Origin of the sequence: Chitinimonas sp. BJYL2 (assembly GCF_027257935.1) — a bacterium.
Taxonomy (GTDB): domain Bacteria; phylum Pseudomonadota; class Gammaproteobacteria; order Burkholderiales; family Chitinimonadaceae; genus Chitinimonas.
Map to the genome: position 1 here is coordinate 290,728 of NZ_JANZKW010000004.1, position 19,732 is coordinate 310,459.

General features: G+C 61.2%; 20 protein-coding genes. 3 read left to right on the forward strand and 17 right to left on the reverse strand.

Features of this window, described 5'->3' with window-relative positions; all coding sequences use genetic code 11:
- Nucleotides 1–3: 3 nt before the first annotated feature.
- From O9X62_RS13400 to O9X62_RS13410, 3 genes are all read right to left on the reverse strand, one after another.
- A complete protein-coding gene (locus O9X62_RS13400; protein WP_308446477.1) occupies nucleotides 4–906 on the reverse strand; it encodes a pirin family protein in 903 nt (300 codons plus the stop codon).
- Nucleotides 907–1,039: 133 nt separating this feature from the next.
- The gene (locus O9X62_RS13405) at nucleotides 1,040–3,622 is read right to left on the reverse strand and encodes a DUF1631 family protein (protein ID WP_269533412.1); all 2,583 of its coding nucleotides are present in this window, start codon (nucleotides 3,620–3,622) and stop codon (nucleotides 1,040–1,042) included.
- Nucleotides 3,623–3,838: 216 nt separating this feature from the next.
- Nucleotides 3,839–5,089, reverse strand: a complete 1,251-nt coding sequence (locus tag O9X62_RS13410; RefSeq protein WP_269533413.1) for a glycosyltransferase — start codon at nucleotides 5,087–5,089, stop codon at nucleotides 3,839–3,841.
- Nucleotides 5,090–5,243: 154 nt separating this feature from the next.
- On the opposite strand from O9X62_RS13410, the gene tsaB reads away from it, so the two are divergent.
- Nucleotides 5,244–5,945 (forward strand): tRNA (adenosine(37)-N6)-threonylcarbamoyltransferase complex dimerization subunit type 1 TsaB, encoded by a 702-nt coding sequence (tsaB, locus tag O9X62_RS13415; protein WP_269533414.1) that lies wholly within the window; start codon nucleotides 5,244–5,246, stop codon nucleotides 5,943–5,945.
- Between the two features lie 24 nt (nucleotides 5,946–5,969).
- Here tsaB and O9X62_RS13420 read toward each other — a convergent pair whose 3' ends face one another.
- Nucleotides 5,970–6,305 carry a hypothetical protein gene (locus O9X62_RS13420; protein WP_269533415.1) on the reverse strand — a complete coding sequence of 112 codons (336 nt, stop codon included), beginning with the start codon at nucleotides 6,303–6,305 and terminating at the stop codon, nucleotides 5,970–5,972.
- A 111-nt stretch (nucleotides 6,306–6,416) separates the two neighbouring features.
- Between O9X62_RS13420 and rimI the strand changes: the two genes are divergently transcribed.
- Together rimI and O9X62_RS13430 are read left to right on the forward strand one after the other, a co-directional pair.
- Entirely contained in the window at nucleotides 6,417–6,881 is a 465-nt protein-coding gene (gene rimI / locus O9X62_RS13425) for a ribosomal protein S18-alanine N-acetyltransferase (protein WP_269533416.1), read from the forward strand.
- Nucleotides 6,878–7,726 (forward strand): uracil-DNA glycosylase family protein, encoded by an 849-nt coding sequence (locus O9X62_RS13430; protein WP_269533417.1) that lies wholly within the window; start codon nucleotides 6,878–6,880, stop codon nucleotides 7,724–7,726. The genes rimI and O9X62_RS13430 overlap by 4 nt, the downstream gene beginning before the upstream one ends.
- 7 nt (nucleotides 7,727–7,733) lie before the next feature.
- Here the strand turns inward: O9X62_RS13430 and O9X62_RS13435 are convergent, their stop codons facing one another.
- The 13 genes from O9X62_RS13435 to gyrA all read right to left on the reverse strand — a co-directional run bounded on the left by O9X62_RS13435 (nucleotide 7,734) and on the right by gyrA (nucleotide 19,563).
- Nucleotides 7,734–7,994 (reverse strand): hypothetical protein, encoded by a 261-nt coding sequence (locus O9X62_RS13435; RefSeq protein ID WP_269533418.1) that lies wholly within the window; start codon nucleotides 7,992–7,994, stop codon nucleotides 7,734–7,736.
- A 39-nt stretch (nucleotides 7,995–8,033) separates the two neighbouring features.
- Complete coding sequence (gene hisC / locus O9X62_RS13440) at nucleotides 8,034–9,134, reverse strand: histidinol-phosphate transaminase (protein ID WP_269533419.1); 1,101 nt, start codon at nucleotides 9,132–9,134, stop codon at nucleotides 8,034–8,036.
- 23 nt (nucleotides 9,135–9,157) lie between these two features.
- On the reverse strand, nucleotides 9,158–9,754 hold the full coding sequence (locus tag O9X62_RS13445; protein ID WP_269533420.1) for a nucleotidyltransferase family protein: 597 nt from the start codon (nucleotides 9,752–9,754) through the stop codon (nucleotides 9,158–9,160).
- Between the two features lie 2 nt (nucleotides 9,755–9,756).
- Entirely contained in the window at nucleotides 9,757–10,137 is a 381-nt protein-coding gene (locus O9X62_RS13450) for a nuclear transport factor 2 family protein (protein ID WP_269533421.1), read from the reverse strand.
- 27 nt (nucleotides 10,138–10,164) lie between these two features.
- Nucleotides 10,165–10,752 (reverse strand): TIGR00730 family Rossman fold protein, encoded by a 588-nt coding sequence (locus O9X62_RS13455; RefSeq protein ID WP_269533422.1) that lies wholly within the window; start codon nucleotides 10,750–10,752, stop codon nucleotides 10,165–10,167.
- A complete protein-coding gene (locus O9X62_RS13460; protein WP_269533423.1) occupies nucleotides 10,752–11,129 on the reverse strand; it encodes a nuclear transport factor 2 family protein in 378 nt (125 codons plus the stop codon). The genes O9X62_RS13455 and O9X62_RS13460 overlap by 1 nt, the downstream gene beginning before the upstream one ends.
- Nucleotides 11,129–12,202, reverse strand: coding sequence for a prephenate dehydratase (pheA, locus tag O9X62_RS13465; protein WP_269533424.1), 1,074 nt, complete (start codon nucleotides 12,200–12,202; stop codon nucleotides 11,129–11,131). Before pheA ends, O9X62_RS13460 begins: the two co-directional genes overlap by 1 nt.
- 223 nt (nucleotides 12,203–12,425) lie before the next feature.
- Nucleotides 12,426–13,625, reverse strand: coding sequence for an MFS transporter (locus tag O9X62_RS13470; protein WP_269533425.1), 1,200 nt, complete (start codon nucleotides 13,623–13,625; stop codon nucleotides 12,426–12,428).
- Nucleotides 13,626–13,764: 139 nt separating this feature from the next.
- Entirely contained in the window at nucleotides 13,765–14,634 is an 870-nt protein-coding gene (locus O9X62_RS13475) for a DUF4394 domain-containing protein (RefSeq protein WP_269533426.1), read from the reverse strand.
- Between the two features lie 150 nt (nucleotides 14,635–14,784).
- Nucleotides 14,785–15,873 (reverse strand): 3-phosphoserine/phosphohydroxythreonine transaminase, encoded by a 1,089-nt coding sequence (gene serC / locus O9X62_RS13480; protein WP_269533427.1) that lies wholly within the window; start codon nucleotides 15,871–15,873, stop codon nucleotides 14,785–14,787.
- A 108-nt stretch (nucleotides 15,874–15,981) separates the two neighbouring features.
- Nucleotides 15,982–16,413, reverse strand: coding sequence for a PaaI family thioesterase (locus O9X62_RS13485; protein ID WP_269533428.1), 432 nt, complete (start codon nucleotides 16,411–16,413; stop codon nucleotides 15,982–15,984).
- 3 nt (nucleotides 16,414–16,416) lie between these two features.
- Nucleotides 16,417–16,896 carry a PaaI family thioesterase gene (locus O9X62_RS13490; RefSeq protein ID WP_269533429.1) on the reverse strand — a complete coding sequence of 160 codons (480 nt, stop codon included), beginning with the start codon at nucleotides 16,894–16,896 and terminating at the stop codon, nucleotides 16,417–16,419.
- A 51-nt stretch (nucleotides 16,897–16,947) separates the two neighbouring features.
- Complete coding sequence (gene gyrA / locus O9X62_RS13495) at nucleotides 16,948–19,563, reverse strand: DNA gyrase subunit A (protein WP_308446478.1); 2,616 nt, start codon at nucleotides 19,561–19,563, stop codon at nucleotides 16,948–16,950.
- Between the last annotated feature and the right edge of the window lie 169 nt (nucleotides 19,564–19,732).

Sequence of the window (19,732 nt, forward strand, 5' to 3'; positions counted from 1 at the left end):
CTCTCAAAATTTGCCGGCGCGGAAATCTTCCACTGCCTGGATGACTTCTTCACGGGTATTCATGACAAAGGGTCCCCATTGCGCGATCGGCTCACGTAGCGGCTTGCCCGCGATCAGTAGAAAACGGGTCAACATATCGCTCGCTGCCACACGGATCAGATCGTGGCCATCGCGGTTGTCAAAGATGGCCATCTGCCTCGGCTTGACGACTTGTCCACGCGCACCCAGCGCCGCCACACCCTCATATACATAGGCAAAGGCGTTGTAGTTGGATGGCAACACGTGCTCAAAGGTAGATCCGGGCTGAAGCGTGACATCCAGATATACGGGCTCCGTGTCGCCCTTCTGTACCGCACCATCGACGCCGGCAAAATGCCCCGCGATTACCCGCACCTGTGCATTCGGCATGGTTACTTCAGGAATCTCGCTGGCCGGGATATCGCGATAACCGGGTTCGCCCATTTTGCTGCGGCCGGGCAGATTGACCCAGAGCTGGAATCCTTGCATCAAGCCGTTTTCCTGCTCGGGCAATTCCGAATGAACGATACCGCGAGCCGCCGTCATCCATTGCACGCCACCGGGACCAAGCAGCCCCTCATTGCCCGCGTTATCACGATGGCGCATGCGGCCAGCGAGCATGTACGTCACGGTCTCGAAGCCGCGATGCGGGTGATCGGGGAAGCCGGCCAGATAATCATCCGGGTTATCGCTCTCGAAGTAGTCGAGCATCAGGAAGGGATCGAGGCGCTGCTGCAGATCGGGGGTGAGTACGCGCAGCAGCTTGACGCCCGCGCCATCCGAAGTCGGCATACCGTTGGCAATACGCTCGACCTCACGGGTCTGCCCCGCCTTGGCATTCGCCATTGGGGTCGTCGCTTGCACCGTTTTGGCTGATGTGGTTTCCATATGACGCCATCCCTTTCAGTGATTCTGATCAGATGATCAGCTTGATGGTCGCCATTGTTGCGCGACCATCATGGCAGGGATAGCGAAATGAACTGGTTTGATTGTTCTGAAAAACTGAATGACCAGACAAACCTCAAGCCGCTGCGGCCAGCGGGACTTCGCCACGATCAACCTGGTCCGCCGAAGTCAGCAGCGACTGCACGGCACGCTCGAACAGCGGCGCGGCCTCCACAAAACGGGCGCGGCCGGTACGCATCAGGCGCAGGAAGGTACGCACTGTCACCATGGCCGGCTTGCTGTCGCCTTCGATGGTCAGCACCAGATTGGTTTCCGAGGGGTTGATCCAGTTGAGGCGAGCCTGATTGGGTTTGCCGGCAAGATTGATCTCGATGGCCACCCCGCTCTTGAGTCGCGCCATGGCTTCGGCATCAGGATCCAGCTCCGCGCCGTCTGCGCCTGCCATCACACTTGCCAGCGCCCCGCCAGTCTCGGCGGCCATCTCGCCGGTCTGATCCAGCACCTGATCCAGCAGGTTCAGCTCCACTTCCAGCTCGCGTATGGTCTGATCCAGCACATCCCGATTGACCTCGCCACGCGAGACACGTGCCATGGCATTCGGGTCTACGGGAGACTGCGCACCAAAGCGCTCGCGCATCTGCTCGATCGAGGGCACCACCGCTGCCACCTGGCTGGTGCGCAGGGCATGGGTATGGGCATCGATCAACCACGATTGCAAAGCCTGCTGTTGCGGCTGGGTCCAGCCGATCAGTTCGATACCTTCTTTGAGCGTCTTGAGCAGGGTAGGAATCTGGCCAAGCAAGCGATCACGCTCGGGCTTGCTCATTTTGGGCGCAATGCTCCAGATCAGATCCGGGATCAGCATCCAGAAGCGGCCCGCCTTGGCCGGATCGTTCTGCTCGGCATGGGCAATAGCGTGTGCCCAGCCATTGATCAGGAAATCATGCAGATACGGGTCCAGGGTGAGGCCGGTGAGGGTGTCGGCAATCGCCGCCGTGGTGCGTGCAAACTGAAGAGTACGGCTTTCAGCGGCTTCCACCGCTTGCACCGCCTTTTCAACCTGCTCGTCCGCGGCGCGCAGCTGACGCGCGATAAAGGTATCGAACTCGTCGAGCATCTTCGAGAACAGACCGACATTCTCGTGCTCTTCGGCCAGCAGGCGCTCGATGATCTGACGGATTTCGGTCGCCATCGCCTCGGTATTGGCGCCGGCCTTTTCCAGACCTACCGAGATCGAACCGATACGGTTGACGAGCACGCGAGCCGGATGGTGATGCTGGGTGAACATCGCCGGGTCCATCAGCGCGATCTTGAGCACCAAGAACTGCAGGCGGCCCAATTGGGCACGTACTTCGGCCGGCACCTGATCATCACGCAGGATGAACTCGAACAGCATGGCCACCACGTCGATGATCATCTGTTCGTTCACGCCCTTGGCCATCTCGGTCAGGCTGGCGTGATTCTCCATGATGAGATTACGGACCTCACCATCCTCCCCGTACATCTCATCCACGCTGGGCGTGGCATGACGCTGCATGCCGCTGATCGAGGCAGTGAGCACCTGACGGGCCTGGGTACTGCCCTCCAGGGGACTACCGGCGATCTCCGGCGCCCTGCCACTGCGGAAGAAACCGCGCAGTGCATTGCCGACGCGCTCCGTACCCGCGAGCCAGCCCGAACGCGCCATCTGTGTAAAACCACCCGCCGGGCCAGGTGACGAGGTCGCCTGGGCGCCGACATTCGCTTCCATCGATGCCGCACCACCTGATCCACTGCCCTGATCCGTAGCGGCATCGGCATGGCCAAAGGCATAGCCCGGACGACGCACCATCTGCATCAGCCTGTCTACCTGACCACCGAAGCCCGCCTGCGAGGGGCCGGCGGCTTGTCCACCACCGGATTGCGCGGCCATGGCACCCTGTGCCTGTCCATAAGGGCTGCCCGCCACGCTACCCTGAGGATAGCTATCCACCGGGCCGGACATGTCCTGATCACCCGATGCCGTTTCATCCAAGGGGCCGGCTGGGGCGGACTGCCTGCGCGGGGCCGGCGTGTGGCTCACCCGGGTCTTGAGCTCCACGGCAATCCCGTAGTCCGCCAGAATATCGTTGAGATCAGCGTAGAGACGCTTGACGGGTTCGACCAGATCCTCACAAACCTGATCAATCAGCGTGGTCGATGTTTCCTCATCCAGACTCAGCTGCTCCACCGCAGTAAAGAAGGCACGCGAAATCAGGTAAGGACGGAACGGGTTCTCTCGCTCCTGAATGTTTTCCTGATCAAACAGCAAAGCCACGCGGATATTGAGATCACGCAGCGATTCCTCAGCCGCATTGCGGTAGCGCTGGGTTACCTGCCCGATATGCAACTCGCCCTCAACCACATTGGCGTCGACGAGCGAGAGAGACGACTGGGAGATCGGCGCACTGAACGTGGGCCGGAAATTACTGAAAGCGGTGCGGAAAGCCCGATTGAGCAGCTGCTCCATGCTCTGCACTGCCTGGCTTTGTATCGTATTGCCGTGGTGACCCAGCGCGGCGCGCGCCTCAAGATAGCGGCGCTGATCCCTGGAAGAGGTCGACTTGTCCGCCTTCTCGTAAAGGCGCTGGGTGCTGACTGGAAATACTGCCCGCAAGGCCTCCGTATAGCCGCGCAGGAACTCGGTTCGCGTAGCGCTCAATATGTCGTTGCGATCCATGGCTTTCCTTCTCTCCCGTGCGGCGTCAGCTTATCGTTATTTGCCGGCCGGGACGGGTTCATCCAGATAGTCTAGACGCCCGATCAGCACCCTGCCGGTCTCGTATTACATAGGCGCTATTGTACGAGCCGCCCATGCCGACCACCAAGCAGTCCACGGTACTAACGTACGATATTCCTCTCATCCCTAAGTCGTATGGACAAGCGCAAACACTCCTTAGCGCGCCTGCGGCGAGGCCATCGCCTCTAGTCTGGCCAGCAAGACCTCGCTGACAGGCTCTCGCGGCATGCGCGCAGCCAGATCGGCACACGCGTGCTGTATCTCCCGGCTCTCCAGCAAGGTCATCAGCCGCTCGGCCCAGATTGCCTTACTGTCTCTGGTCGATACGGTCAGGCCTGCACCCAGCCGGCTGATTCGTCGCGCATTGTCAAACTGATCATGAGCAAACGGGACAAGCAGCTGTGGCACACCCGCCGCAAGACATTGGGCCAGAGTCCCGATCCCGCCGTGGTGGACAAAGGCTGCCACCTTGGGCATGAGCAGATCAAACGGCACGTAGCTGACATGTCGTACATGTTTGGGCAAAGGATCAGGCAGCTGCTCACGCCAGGGCGTGATCAGGATGGCTCGCCGCCCCAGTGCATGGCTAGCCTCGATGGCCCGTTCAAAGAATGCACGGCCGTGGGCCATGGCGGAACCCGGAGTGAAGGCAATGGGTGCGGGGCCCGCCTGGATGAATCTTGCCAGCAAGGGGTCCAGTACCGCACCGGGCGGGGCCGCCAACATGGTGAAATGGGTACAGGAGGTATTCGCCGGCCAGTCGGCCTGCACCGGCGCAAACCAGTCGGGGAAAGCGCCAATGACGCAGTCGGGCGAATGCATCCAGCTTCCCATCACATTGCTTGCTGGCGGCAAGCCCAGGCGCGCGCGCAGTGCATTGAAATCCGGCTTGATCATCCGGTCGAGTACCAGCCGGCTCACGGCCGCCATGGCGACGCGGCGGAACCAGGCTGGCATGCTCGCCAGCCAGGCCAGTCCGGGCAATGCGGGCGGCGCCATCGCCGAGAGAAAGTTGGCCGGGGAGAGATGGATCGTCGCCAGCGGCACGCGATGAGTCTCCTGTACCAGTCTCGCGGGCCAGGCCAGGGTGCTGCCTATCAGGATGGTGTCAGGCCCCAGATGTGCAGTGAGGGCGTGGTAACAGGCTTCGAGCTGTTGCTGCATGGCCGCCCAGATCAGGGGAAAACCGCGACGTGGGTGCCAAAGGTCTGGGTTACCGACAATCGCTTCATAATCGGCCAAGTCGCCAATGGGTACAAAGCGTAAGCCAGCCCTCAGGATGCGGTCCTGAAAATAGGGCGATGCAAACAGGGTGACATGATGGCCACGCTGTCGCAGTGCCTGGCCTATTGCCATGAACGGGTGAACATCGCCGGCACTGCCGGCACAGGCAATCAGAACATTCATCGGGCTCGGCGTTCAGGCTTGGGCAGGTTAGACACGGGCCGTATTGTCGCTGATTGCCGTCCCCCATGCTCGCGCGCCGTGCCCGTGTATGGGTGAGCGCCGGGTGGCCCATGGGGCGCATGCTAGAATCGGGTCTTCACTCGCGATGCCCACCATGAACCTGCTAGCTCTCGATACCGCGACCGACTCCCTCTCGCTTGCCTTGCGCTACAAGGGGGAGCTCATCACCCGTGAATGGCAGGCACAGCAGCGCCATGCCGAGCTGGCCCTGCCTGAAATCATGGCCCTGCTCGCCGATGCCGGTGCCAGCCTGAAGGCACTGGATGGCATTGCACTATCGGTCGGCCCCGGTTCGTTTACCGGCTTGCGGATAGGCTGCGGCATCGCACAAGGCCTCGCTTTCGGGCTCGATATCCCGGCGCTGGGTGTCAACACCCTCGCCGCCATGGCCGCAGACCGGCATGAAGATGCGGTGCTGGTGGCACTGGATGCCAGGATGGGCGAGTTATATCTGGCGGCATTCTGCCGTAATGCCGAGGGATGGGATGAACGCGTCACCACCCGCGTCTGCCGGCCCGATGATCTACCTGATCTACCTGATCTGCCTGATGGCCGCTGGCTCGGTGTCGGCAGCGGCTTTGTGGTCCATGCGGAGAGGCTGACACAGCGCTATGAAGCGGCACTTTCCGGTGTGGATGCAGCGCAACTGCCGCATGCCCGCGGGGTGCTCGCGCTGGCGGAGCCGCAGTTTCTAGCCGGCCTAGCCAAGCCTGCGGATCAACTGGAGCTGGTGTATATCCGGGACAAGGTAGCCCTCAAGACCAGCGAGCGCGTGGCACAGGGCATGAAAGCCTAGACCTGCCCACGTAGCGCCAGGGAATCAGACCGGGAGTTCGTAGACTTCGACCGAGGAGATCGAATCCACAATGTTGAGGTCCACCCGAGTGGACAGATCAAAGGAGTAGAAGTCCCTGATCGCTTCGAACTGGCTCACCCCCAACGCCTCGAACGCCGGCTCAAGGCGCTTCATTACATCGCGCGCGCGCTGGACGACATCCGGGTTCGTGCCCGAAACAAAGACACGCCCATCGAGCACAAAGCCGGCACTCAACATAGCCCCTTCGACCATTGTCCACAGCTTGCGGCAGAGGTCATAAGGCAGGCACAGGTAATCCAGATTGATCACGATACCGATGCTGGACTGAGGATTGGGCATGGTGTGTTGCACAGGAACGTAGGAAGACCAGCCGATTATGCTCGCCTCGCTTTATGCCGAGCGGGTAAATTCAGGCCAGAAGATGTGAATATTGCAGATTACTGGAAAACAATGAATCCGCTGATTGAATACCGCCCCTTGCAAGCGGCTGATCTGCCTGCCGTGGCGGAAATCGAGACCACCTTGCAAGCCTTTCCCTGGACCGCGATGCAGTTCGCCAGCTCGCTGACTGCCGGGCATAAGGCCTGGGTCGGAACCGAACAGGGCATGGTGATCGCTTATGCGGTGGTCGATCTGGTCCTGGATGAGCTGTCGCTACTCACGATCGGCGTCCATCCCCAGTGGCAACGTCGCGGCATTGCACGGAAGCTGGTCGAACTGTGCATGGACTACGGCGCCGAGAACGGCGCTGCCATACTGTTGCTGGAGGTGCGCAAAAGCAATCAGGCCGCGCAGGCGCTTTACCGGCGCCTTGGCTTTGTGCAGACCGGTCAGCGCAAAGGCTACTACCGTGCCCACGAAGGCCGCGAAGATGCGATCCTGATGGCCTTGACGCTGGACGAAGGTGGACGATGAGTACCGAGCATACCCCGCAGATACTCGAAGAGCTGGATCTACTGCCCCTATGGGTACGCCGCGAGCTACTGGCACAAGCTGACGAAGCGGCGACCGCTGGCGCGTCAGCCCCCCCCGCCGCCATCACCGAGATCATCGCGTCCCGTCCTGACCCCGCGCCGACGATTGCCCCGCGTAGCCTCTCTTCCGCCGCGGCCGTCATTGCGCCGCCCGGCAAGCCCGATGCTGCAGTAGAAGAGGACACCGCCAAAGCATTAGACCACCGCGCTCGGGCAACCCGGATTGCGCAGTTGGACTGGGCGACGCTGCAAACCGAGGTAAGTGGCTGCACCGCCTGCGGGCTGTGCAAATCCCGCAGCAAGACTGTGTTCGGTGTTGGCAATCCGCAAGCCGACTGGCTGGTGGTTGGCGAAGCACCAGGAGCGGAAGAAGACCGCCAAGGCGAGCCCTTCGTGGGCCAGGCAGGCAAGTTGCTGGATAGCATGCTGACCAGCATCGATCGCAGCCGCAGCGAAAATGTCTACATCCTCAATACGCTCAAATGCCGCCCACCGCAGAACCGGAATCCTGAACCGGACGAGCTGGCACTTTGCGCGCCCTTCCTGCACCGCCAGATCGAATTAATCCAGCCCAAACTCATCTTCGCCGTTGGCCGCTTTGCCGTGCAGACCATCCTGGGGCGCGAAGCCACCATCTCCAGCCTGCGCGGCAAACTGCACGATTACCGCGGCATTCCGGTGGTGGTCAGTTATCACCCGGCGTATCTGCTGCGCAATCTGCCCGACAAAGCCAAGGCTTGGCAGGACTTGGTCCTGGCGACGCAAACACTGGGCGACAAGGGCTGACAAGCGCCTACGCGTTACCCGCAGGCAACAGGCTATCCGGTGCGTAGCTGGGTTGGCTGTTGCCGGACTCGTGCATATCGGCCAAGAACACATGTGCCGCCAGTAGCCCCACTTGCATGCGCGGGCTGAAACCGGGCGGATAGATGGCCTGACCGCGTTCATCGCAGAGCTGCCAGTCGCCCGCATGCTCCCGGCAATAAGCACTGGCTTCGCGTTCGCTGCGGAAGCAATAGACGGTGTTGGTATCAAAACAGAGCGCGTAGATCATGGTTTCCCTCCGCGCCCTGCCCGGCTTGACAGAACTTGGTCAGCCGTCGAGCGCTGCTTCGAGTACCGCGATGAATCGTGCGTTTTCTTCCGGCAGCCCGATCGAAACGCGCAGGCTGTCTCTCATACCATAGCTCGCCAGCGGCCGGATGATGACACCTTGTTCGAGCATGTAGCGATTCAGTGCCGGGCCATCACCCACATGGAAGGTGATGAAGTTGCCATAGCTGGGAATGAAGGGCACACCCAGGCGTACGAATGCCGCCGTGATCTGTGCCATGCCCTCAGCATTGATACGCACGGTTTCGCGCAGGAAATCCAGATCATCCAGCGCCGCCACCGCCGCCGCCTGCGCTAGGCTGTTCACATTGAACGGTTGGCGCACACGATTCATCAGATCGGCCACCTCGGGTGAAGCCATGGCAAAGCCGATGCGCGCGCCAGCCAGCCCGTATGCCTTGGACAAAGTGCGGCTGATGATCAGATTGGGGAAGCGCTGCAACAGCGCAATCGAATCCAGACGCTTTTCCTTGGGCAGGAATTCGGTATACGCCTCATCCAGCACAACCAGCACCTGCGGCGGACATTTTTCGAGGAACTCGACCACATCGCCGGGGCGGCATAGCGTGCCGGTGGGGTTGTTGGGGTTGGCAATGAACACCAGCTTGGTATCGGGCTGGATCGCCGCCAGCATGGCATCCAGATCATGGCCATACTCCACCGCGCGCACCTCGATCCCCCTCGCACCGACGGCCTGTGTGGCCAGCGGGTACACGGCAAACGAGTATTGCGAATACACCACGGTATCCGCCGGCGTCAGGAAAGTACGGGCAGCCAGCTCCAGAATGTCGTTGGAACCATTACCGAGCACCAGCTGGTTGGGGGCCACACCAAAACGACGGGCGATGGCGGCTTTGAGTTCAAAACCATTGCCATCCGGGTAGCGGGACAAATCATCCATCGCAGCCAACATCGCGGCCTTGGCTTTGGGGCTGATTCCCAGCGGGTTCTCATTGGAAGCGAGCTTGACGATGCTGGCCTCGTCCAGACCCAGTTCACGTGCCAGTTCCGAGGTGGGTTTGCCGGGCACATAGGGTGCAATCGCGCGGATGTATTCAGGAGCGAGATGGGTCAGCGACATGGTGGTGATCTCTAGGTACGTTTTCAGTCTGCCGCCACGGTCAGCCGTGGCCAGCGTTGCATAAAGGCTTTATTGGTCAAACGAGCTTCAAACTGCCGGCGGCTGACACCATGTCGGTTGTGCCGCAGGGTCAGGCTGTAAAGATCATCCAGCCCCAACGGGGCGATGAGCTGCAGCGCATCGTCCGCATCCAGCCAGACACCCACCGCGGTGGCGGTTTCCGGCCAACGCGCCATACCATCGGCCAGACTCGCGCAAGGGGCTATCGACTCACCAAACACATCGGCATACCACAGATGCACCTGAGCCTGATTCACGGGTTCCCAGGTGTAATCAGGCGCGAGTTCCTGCAGCTTGGCGGAGACTTCCATCTCCAGCACGGCCTCGTCCTCACGGTCATCAAAGTACAGCAGGTCAATATCGGCGCCACTGTATTGCGTGGTATCCCGATCATGAGCGCGCTCCCACACAAGATTGCGTACCGCGCCGGCAGCGATGCACCAATGGGGTAAATCCAGTGTCCGTGCAGCACGCAGGGCAGCCATCAACCATGGGGTTGCAGCGATCTGGTCGCGCAGTATCGTCGCGTGCGCGCCAGTGGGACTATCGCGGTCTGCCACGCTCAGCTCACCCTGGCCTGCATGATGAATGGCGGACCAAACAAGAAGGAGGCGCTCTGAATCAGTCCGCGCTCGACCACATAGATGCACACCAGCTCCACCCTGCCTATGCCCTCCGGCAGATTGCGGGTAACGTCTTCGTGATCGATCACTACATTGCCCATCACGCTGCGCTTGATCAGCTTGGCATGCAGGTCTGGCTCGGCGAAGCGGGTCTGAATGCGTGCGCGCATTTCGGCATGGCCATTCGCCAACAACTTGTCCGGATGTTCGTACTGTTTTGCATCGGGCGCGTAGGTGGCTAGCCAGGCTTCGACATTGCGGGCGTTGTAGGCATCAAGTTGACGCTGCACAACGATTTCGGGAGACGTCCACTCGGACATGCGGTTTCCTTGCAGCAGCGCCACCAATCAGGGTTTGGCGCGGTTGACCTTGTCAGCCCAGTCGCCCTCAGGCTCACGGTGCTGGCGCATGGCATCCAGCAAAGTATCAGGCGTGTCGGCGACGATCAGCAGATCCAGATGGCCTGGGCGGATAAAGCCCTCGGCCTCGGCATGGCGTATCCAGGCCAGCAGCGGGTCGAAGAACCCCGCCACATTGAGCAGACCCACCGGCTTCTTGTGGATATGCAGCTGGGCCCAGGTGAGGATTTCGAACAGTTCGTCGGCTGTGCCAAATCCACCGGGCATGGCGATGAAGCCATCAGCACGTTCGGCCATCAGCGCCTTGCGTGTATGCATGCTGTCGACTTCGATCAGCTCCGTGCTATCCGGATGCGCCAGCTCTTTCTCGACCATGAATGAGGGAATCACACCCACCGTCTCGCCGCCAGCATCAAGTACGGCATCGGCAATCGTACCCATCAAGCCCACATGGCCGCCGCCCCATACCAGCGTCAGTTGCTGGCGTGCCAGCTCATGGCCCAGCGCCTGGGCGGTCTCACGGTAAACATCGCGCTTGCCATAGGACGAGCCACAGAACACACACACCGATTGCATCAGAAACGCTCCACCAGATGCTGGCGATTTTCCGGCGCGGCAAAGGGCTCGGGCCAGAACTCGCGCTGGAAACAGATTTTCCCCTTGCGCACGGTACTGAAGGTAATGGCCCTGCCCTGCTGGACGCCATCGGTCACCGAGACATCGGTCACCACCTCATCCCCTGCGCAGACCAGCTGATTGAGGGTGAACTGCCAGCGGCCGTGCGCCGGATACTCGCTGTTCATGCGCGCAAAATTCCTTGCACCGCGGATGCGCTCGCCCGATTGCGGCCATTCGAGCACGTAATCGTCGGCAAGCAACGCCGCCGCGTGGGCAAAATCGTTGCTTTGCATGCGCTGCCAGAACTCGGTCAGCAGCTCGGCCGCGCTGTTCATCAGAGGACGGCCGTCGGGTAGGAACCCAGCACTTTCACAAAGGCCGCCCGATCCCGCAGGGCATCGAGCATGGTCAGGATGCGCTGCTCGCTCGCGTGGCCTTCGATATCCACAAAGAACACGTATTCCCACAGCCCGGTCCGCGAGGGACGCGATTCGAACTTGGTCATCGAGACACCATGTTCGGCCAGTGGGCTCAGCAGCTGGTGCACGGCACCGGCGCGGTTCTGCGCCGACATGACGAGGCTCGTCTTGTCTCGGCCCGAGGCCGTGGTGTCGTGGTAACCGAGCACCAGAAAGCGCGTGGTGTTGTTCGGTTCGTCTTCAATATTGGCCGCGAGCTTGATCATGCCGAAGCGCTCGGCCGCTGCATCGCCGGCAATCGCCGCGCAGCTTGGGTCCAAGCTCGCCAGGCGCGCGGCCTCGGCATTGCTGGATACCGATACGCGCTCGACCTCGGCAGGCAGATTCTTGTTCAGCCACTCGTGGCACTGCGCCAAGCTCTGCGCATGCGAATAGACGCGGCGGATGCCGTCGAAACTGGCCTCTTTGCGCAGCAGATGATGATGGATGCGCAGGACGACTTCGCCACACACCTTGAGCGGGGTGTTGACCATCAGGTCCAGCGTGCGTCCCACTGCGCCCTCGGTGGAGTTCTCGACGGGTGCCACCACATAATCGGCGGCACGCGCTTCTACCGTGCGGAAAGCCTCGTCGATGCTGGCACAGGCTTGGGTCACCGCCGCATGGCCAAAATGCTTGATGGCGGCAGATTGGCTGAAGGTGCCCTCGGGCCCCAGATAGGCAATGGTCAGGGGCCGCTCGATGCTCAGGCAGGCCGACATGATTTCGCGGAACAGCTTCGCAACGGACTCATCTGGCAAGGGGCCGGGATTCTCCGCCTTGATGCGGGCCAGCACCTGCGCCTCACGCTCGGGGCGATAAACGAGACCGCCGCCTTTGAGCTCGCCGATCGAGCGCGCGTGGCCGGCGCGTTCGTTCAGTAGTTGGAGGATTTTCGTATCAAGCGCGTCGATAGCGTCGCGATGGGATTTGAGCAGCTCGTCGGACATGCTGGCCTGGCGTCAGAAGTGGTCTGGGAGGTCCCCCGAAAGGGAGCGTCGAGCATAGCACGGCTGGGGCTGGCGGCTTTATGCCTGCCCACGCTAAGCACCGATCAGAAGCCGCACAGAGCCCACACGTTGGCCACCAGCACCTGTGCATCGGGGCTCAGGTAAGCCGTGAAGACGGTAGCCAGCACGACGGCTGTCAGCAGCCAGGGCAGATAGCGCTTCATCAGGCCGCCACAGGGGCTGCGCGGGCAATCGCGGATTCGCGTATCGGCCAGTTCACCAAGGCCGCAGCGATGCCCAGTACGATCGAGATATACCAGACGATGTCATAGCTGCCCGTGTGGTCGTAAAGCCAGCCACCCAGCCAGACGCCGAGGAAGCTGCCGATCTGGTGCGAGAAGAAAACAAAGCCCGACAACATGCCCAGATGGCGCACACCAAAGATGGTGGCGATCACCCCATTGGTCAGCGGCACGGTCGATAGCCACAGAAAACCGATGGCCGCGGCAAATACCCACACGCTGATCGACGACAGCGGCAAGGCAATGAAGAGGGTAATCGCCAGCGCACGAGAGAGATAGATTCCCGCGAGCAGGTACTTCTTGGTCAGCCGAGCACCCAGCTGGCCGGCCGTATAGGTGCCAAATACATTGAAGAGGCCGATCAAGGCCAAAGCGATGGCGGCCGTGCTGGCCGGCAGTCCCTTGTCGCTCAGGTAAGCCGGCAGGTGCACGCCAATGAACACGACCTGGAAGCCACACACAAAGTAACCTGCCATCAGCATCTGGAAACTCGGGTAGGCAAAGGCCTCGCGCGCCGCGGCGAACACGCTTTGGCCGGATTTGCCGGCATTGCCCACATCGGGTTCGCGCAGGCCGCGCGCAGCCGGGATGATCAGCAGCGACATCACCGCGAGTATCAGCAAGGCCTGGCTCCAACCCACACCGCCGATCAGCTGCTGCTCGATGGGCACCATCAGGAACTGGCCAAAGCTGCCCGCCGCCGAGGCAATGCCCATGGCCTGCGAGCGCTGATTTTCCGGCACGGCCCGGCCAATCACACCAAACACGATGCTGTAGGTGCTGCCCGACAAAGCCAGACCCAGCAGCACGCCGGCCGAGCCCGAGAACAGCAGACCGGTGCTCGACACGGTCATCAGCGCCAGACCCAGCGCATACAGGACCGCGCCCACCACAAGTACACGCATGGCTCCGTAGCGATCCGCCAGCGCACCGGTAAACGGCTGTGCCGCCCCCCAGACCAGATTCTGCAAGCCCAGCGCAAAGGCAAACACCTCGCGGCTCCAGCCGAATTCGGCGGTCATCGGCGGCAGGAAGAAGCCGAAACCGTGGCGTATGCCCATCGACAGCGAGACGATGATGCCGGCACACAGCAGGATATGGCGGGTGGCGGGGGTAAACATGGGCGGGCTCCGCTGAGGGTGCCCTACTGTGCATCGCTGGCGAGGGGAAACCAAGTGACAGTCGCCGCGAAAGCACCGTCACGGTGCCGGAGACAAAGCGGTATCCGGCCCGGCAGGATACGCCGGGCCGGGCTTACGCTTACCAGCTCGGTGCAATGGCCAGGCCGATCACGGTCTCCTGGCTGCCGATATTGCCCAGCAGCGTTGCCGCGCCGGTATTGAGATCGATCAGATACAAGCCAGCCGCGGCCTGCCCCGCCGTCCGGAAGCTAGCAAACGCGGCGTTGTCCTTCCAGCTGATGTCGAAACCCAGCGGCCCCTCGGGTTGCATACCGAGCTTGCCCACGGTAAACAGCTTGCCGGTATTGGGGCCGACAGCGGGCTGCACGCCCTCGCGTGTTCCCTGCGTCACCAGCGCAGCAGCGGCAGTATCGATGGCAAAGTTGGTGGTGCCCGTCTTGCTGACCTTGCTGTAGGTGTATGCGGCACCGGCAATCGACGGCACCTTGCCAGCGGCAGTATCGCTATCGGCATAGGCCAACCGTGCATCCTGCTGCACGCCCTCGGCGGCAGGATCGCCATCAACTTGTGCTCCCGTATCCGGGTGCAGGCGCAAGTTTACCCCCTGATGATTGACGACACGCAGGCGGTCTACCACCGGATTGAAGTCCACGCCCCACTCACCCGCTGCCGGCAGGGTTGCATTGCCCGCCGTCACGGTCGTGGCTTGACCGCTACCCAAATCCACGGTGTAGAGCCGTCCGCTGCTGGCCAGCCCGTAAAGCTTCTCGTTCGTGGAGCGGAAGTCGATACCCAGCAACTGCTCGCCGTTAGCGAGGCCGCTTATGGTCAACGATTGCTCGATCTTGCCCGGCACGCCGGCATTCATGCGCAAGAGCTTGCCGCTCGCAGTCAACGCCCAAGCGGTTTCAGGGCGAGGTGTCTGGGTGGGTACCGTGGCGCAGGCGGTCAGCAGGCCGAGTGCAAGCAAGGGAATGAGTCGGTTCATGGTGCATCCTTTATCGGGGCCGGGTGTAGCGTAGCCTCACGTTAGAACACGGCAACCACCCTTGCCTAACGGTGTTTGCCTGTTTACCCCCGGTTTCGCCCATGAAAAATGCCGCCCAAGGGCGGCATCGTGCGGGCGCTGGAGCGGCAATCAGCCGTGGCTGCGGGCAAATTCCTGCATGAAGCCGGTCAGCGCCTTCACGCCTTCCAGGGGCATGGCGTTGTAAATGCTGGCACGCATGCCGCCGGTGGAGCGGTGGCCCTTGATCTGCAGCAGATTGCGTGCGGCCGCTTCCTTGATGAATGCCTCATCCAGCGCAGGATCGGCCAGACGGAACGGCACGTTCATGCGTGAGCGGAAGGCTTTTTCAACGGGGCTGATATAGAAACCGCCCGAGGTATCAACCGTTTCGTACAGCAAGGCGGCCTTCTCGATATTGCGCTGCTCGATCGCCTTGAGCCCGCCCTGACGCTGAATCCACTTGAACACGAGGCCGGCCACATAAATGGCAAAGGTCGGCGGGGTGTTGTACATCGAATCGCCATCGGCCTGGATCTTGTAGTCCATCATCGTCGGCGTGCCGGGGACGGTCTGACCCAACAGGTCCTCGCGGACGATCACCAGGGTCAGGCCGGCCGGGCCGATATTCTTCTGCGCACCGCCGTAGATCAGGCCGAACTTGCTGATATCGACCGGGCGCGACAGGAAGTTGGACGACATGTCGCAGACCAGCGGCACATCGCCGCTGTCGGGGATGTAGGGGAACTCGACGCCACCCAGGGTCTCGTTCGAGGTGTAGTGCAGGTAGGCGGCATTAGGGTCGCGTTCCCAGCTCTCGAACGCCGGAATGTCGCGGTAGCCCGAGGCTTCGCTGCTGGTGACCAAGCGTGTGTTCGCACAGTACTTGCGCGCTTCCTTCACGGCCAGCTTGGACCAGTGGCCAGTGTCGACAAAATCGATGCTCGTACGGCCACGCACCAGATTCATCGGCACCATCGCAAACTGGGTGGTGGCCCCGCCTTGCAGGAACAGCACCTTGTAGTGCTTGGGAATGCCCAGCACCGAGCGCAGGTCTTCCTCGGCCTCTGCGGCAATCTGCATGAACTCCTTGCCGCGGTGACTCATCTCCATCACCGACATGCCGCTGCCATGCCAGTCGAGCAGTTCCTGCTGCACTTCGAGCAGGACTTCACGGGGCAGAACGGCGGGACCGGCACTGAAATTGAAGACGGGGGACATGCTTGCTCCAGAACTTGGGGGACGATGCTCAGACAGCCACAACAACCATCAGTTTAGCGGGCAGCAACCGTGTAACGGCCATCGCCGCCCGTCTGTCCAACAGGGGTATTACGACAGCAGGAAATGCGCGCGGGCCACGGCCACTGGCTTGGATTCATCCTCCTGCCAGGCCGTCATACGGACATTGGCGACGCGCTTGCCCTGCTTGGTGATATCGCAGCGGGCAAACAGCGATTGCGCCTTGCCAGAGCGCAGGAAATCGAGCGAGAAATCAATCGTGCGCGGCACTTCGGACGATTCGCGGGTGCAGATCAGGTGCAGCAGCGCAGCGTTCTCCAGAAAACCGCCTATCACGCCACCGTGCAGGGCGGGCAAATGGGTATTGCCGATATTGTGTTGGCTGAATGGCAGTTCAAACAGTAGTTGCCCGTCCACCTCTCGAAGCGCTACACCCAGCAGCTTGGCGTAGGGAATCTGCTCGATCAGCGAAGCGTAATCGCCGCTTTCCTTGGCGGCCTGCAGGAATTCCAGTTGCACCATGGTTCAGCCCTCCGCTTTCTTGCTGCCAAGCTGGGCGGCACTGGAATCGCGCATGAAGGTGGCCACGCCGTGGGCGATGGGCTGGTCGTTGCCTTCCTGGTACGCGGTGGCGCGGGTAAAACCGATCTGCCGACCCAGGCGGTAACACTCGGCCGTGCAGTAAACGGGCTCACCCGGCGTGGCGCCACGCAGGTAATCGATACGCAGGTCCAGCGTGGCAATCGCCTCACGTTCAGCCAGCATCGAAAAAACCGATAGCGCGCTGGTCGTATCGATCAATGAGGTGATCACACCACCGTGCAGCACGCCGGTTCGGGCATTACCGACCAGCGCGGTGTTGTACGGCAGTCGCATGGTGGCACGGCCGCGTTCGCCATTGACGAATTCGAGACCGATGGTGGCCGAGTGCGGGATCTGGCAGAACCAGTTGGCCACATCCTCGAACAGTGCCGGATTGAGTACCGGCAGCGGTAGATTTTGCATGTTTCAGGTAGCTCCTGACGGCGCGTGATCGCCACGCGCCGTAGTCAACGATCAAGCCTCGGAAGACTCGCCGGCTGCCTCTCCACTTTCGCCCTCTACGGGGTTTTCTTCATCGTCGCTGTCTTCATCCGAATCCGCGACTTTTTCGATGCCCGACAATGCTTCGCCGGCATCCAGATTGATCAGTCGTACGCCTTGCGCACTGCGACCGGTTTCGCGCACTTCGGCAACCGAGGTGCGGATCAGCACACCGCCCGTGGTGATCAGCATCAGGCCGTCGGTGGTTTGCACCAATGTGGCGGCCACCAGCTTGAAGCCGGTCTTTTCGGTCAGGTCCATCGCGATCACGCCCTGCGTGCCGCGGCTGGTATGACGGAACTCGCTGATCGCGGTGCGCTTGCCGTAGCCGCCATCGCTGGCGGTGAGTACCTGCCAGTCCTCGGAATCGGCCACCACCAGGGAGATCAGCTTCTGATCGTCTGCCAAGGTCATGCCGCGCACACCGCGCGTATCGCGGCCCAGCGGGCGTACATCGGCTTCGTCAAAGCGCACGGCCTTACCGGCGTCGGAGAACAGCATGATCTGATGCTGGCCCGAGGTAATGGCCACGCCGACCAGCTGATCGCCCTCGTCCAACGCGATGGCAATGATGCCAAGCTTGCGCGGGTTGGAGAACGCCGACAGCGAGGTCTTCTTGACCGTACCGCGCTGGGTGGCCATGAACACGTAGTGGTCTTCGGTGAATTCCTTGACCGAGAGGATCGCGTTGATCTTTTCGCCATCCTGTAGCGGCAGCAGGTTGACGATGGGCTTGCCACGGCTGGCACGCCCGCCCTGCGGGACTTCATACACTTTCATCCAGTAAACACGGCCCAGCGAGCTGAAACACAGCACGTAGTCATGCGTATTGGCGACAAACAGGTTGTCGATGAAATCGTCTTCCTTGGTCGCTGTCGCCTGCTTGCCGCGGCCGCCGCGCTTCTGCGCACGGTATTCATCGAGCGGCTGGGCCTTCATGTAACCGCTGTGCGACAGCGTGACCACCATGTCCTGCGGAGTGATCAGGTCTTCAAGGCTGATGTCTTCACCGAAAGGCACGATTTCCGACTTGCGGGCATCGCCGAACTGGGCCTTCAGCTCAGTCATCTCGGTAGTGATGATCTCGGTGATGCGCTCGGGCTTGGCGAGGATGTCGAGCAGGTCGACGATCTTGTCCATGACTTCGCGGTATTCGGCTTCGAGCTTGTCCTGTTCCAGGCCGGTCAGACGTTGCAGGCGCATATCCAGAATCGCCTGGGCCTGCGCGTCAGAGAGACGGTAACCCTGCTTGGTCAGACCGAATTCCTTGCCCAGACCATCGGGCTTGGCCTGATCGGACGAGACTCGCACCAGCAGCTCTTCCACCAGTGAAGAGCGCCAGTCGCGCGACATCAGCGCGGTCTTGGCTTCGGGCGGCGTGGCCGCAGCCTTGATCAGGGCGATGACTTCATCGACGTTGGAAAGCGCAACGGCCAAGCCTTCGAGGATATGGCCACGCTCGCGTGCCTTGCGAAGTTCGAACACGGTGCGGCGCGTCACCACTTCGCGGCGATGGCGCAGGAAGCATTCAAGAATCTGCTTGAGGTTCAACAGGCGCGGCTGGCCGTCGACCAGCGCCACCATGTTCATGCCGAAGCTCGATTGCAGCTCGGTCTGCTTGAACAGCTGGTTCAGCACGACCTCGGGCATTTCGCCGCGCTTGAGTTCGATATAGATACGCATGCCCGACTTGTCGGACTCGTCGCGCAGATCGGAAATGCCATCGATCAGCTTGTTGCGGACCAGATCGGCGATCTTTTCGATCAACGTCTTCTTGTTCACCTGATAAGGCAGCTCATCAACGATGATGGCCTGCTTGTCCTTGCTCACGTCTTCCACATGGGTACGCGCACGCATCACCACGCGGCCACGGCCGGTGCGGTAGCCCTCGCGCACGCCGGCAATGCCGTAAATGATGCCGGCAGTAGGGAAGTCCGGTGCCGGGATCAGATCGATCAGCTCATCGATCGTCATCTCGCTGTTGTGCAGCAGCGCCAGGGCGGCGTCGATGACCTCATTGAGGTTGTGCGGCGGAATATTGGTGGCCATGCCCACCGCGATACCGGTGGAACCGTTGATCAGCAGATTGGGCAGGCGGGTCGGCAGAACCGAGGGTTCGAGTTCCTTGCCATCGTAGTTGGGGACGAAATCGACGGTTTCCTTGTCGATATCGGCCAGCAGCTCGACCGAGATGCGCTCCATCCGGCACTCGGTGTAACGCATGGCAGCCGCGTTATCGCCGTCAATCGAGCCGAAGTTGCCCTGGCCATCGACCAGCGTGTAGCGCAAGGAAAAGTCCTGTGCCATCCGCACCAGCGTGTCGTAAATCGCGCTGTCGCCGTGCGGGTGGTATTTACCCATCACGTCACCGACGATACGGGCACATTTCACATACGAGCGGTTCCAGACGTTGTTGGCCTCGTGCATGGCGAACAGCACACGGCGGTGTACCGGCTTGAGACCATCCCTGACATCGGGCAGTGCGCGGCCCACGATCACGCTCATGGCGTAATCAAGATACGAGCGGCGCATTTCTTCTTCGAGGCTGACCGGGATGGTTTCTTTGGCGAATTGTTGCAAATCGGTCATGTGGGCGGCGTCTGGACTAGGATGTAAGGGAAAATTTTACCATGCGGGATACCCGCACTCCAATTCGCCGCCAAACTTAGCTGGATTGTCATATTCTCCTGATTGCGACGCGTTTGTAGCGTCAAGTAAACTCAACGTTGACGTCGGTTGGTCATTAGCCGTCGCTAAA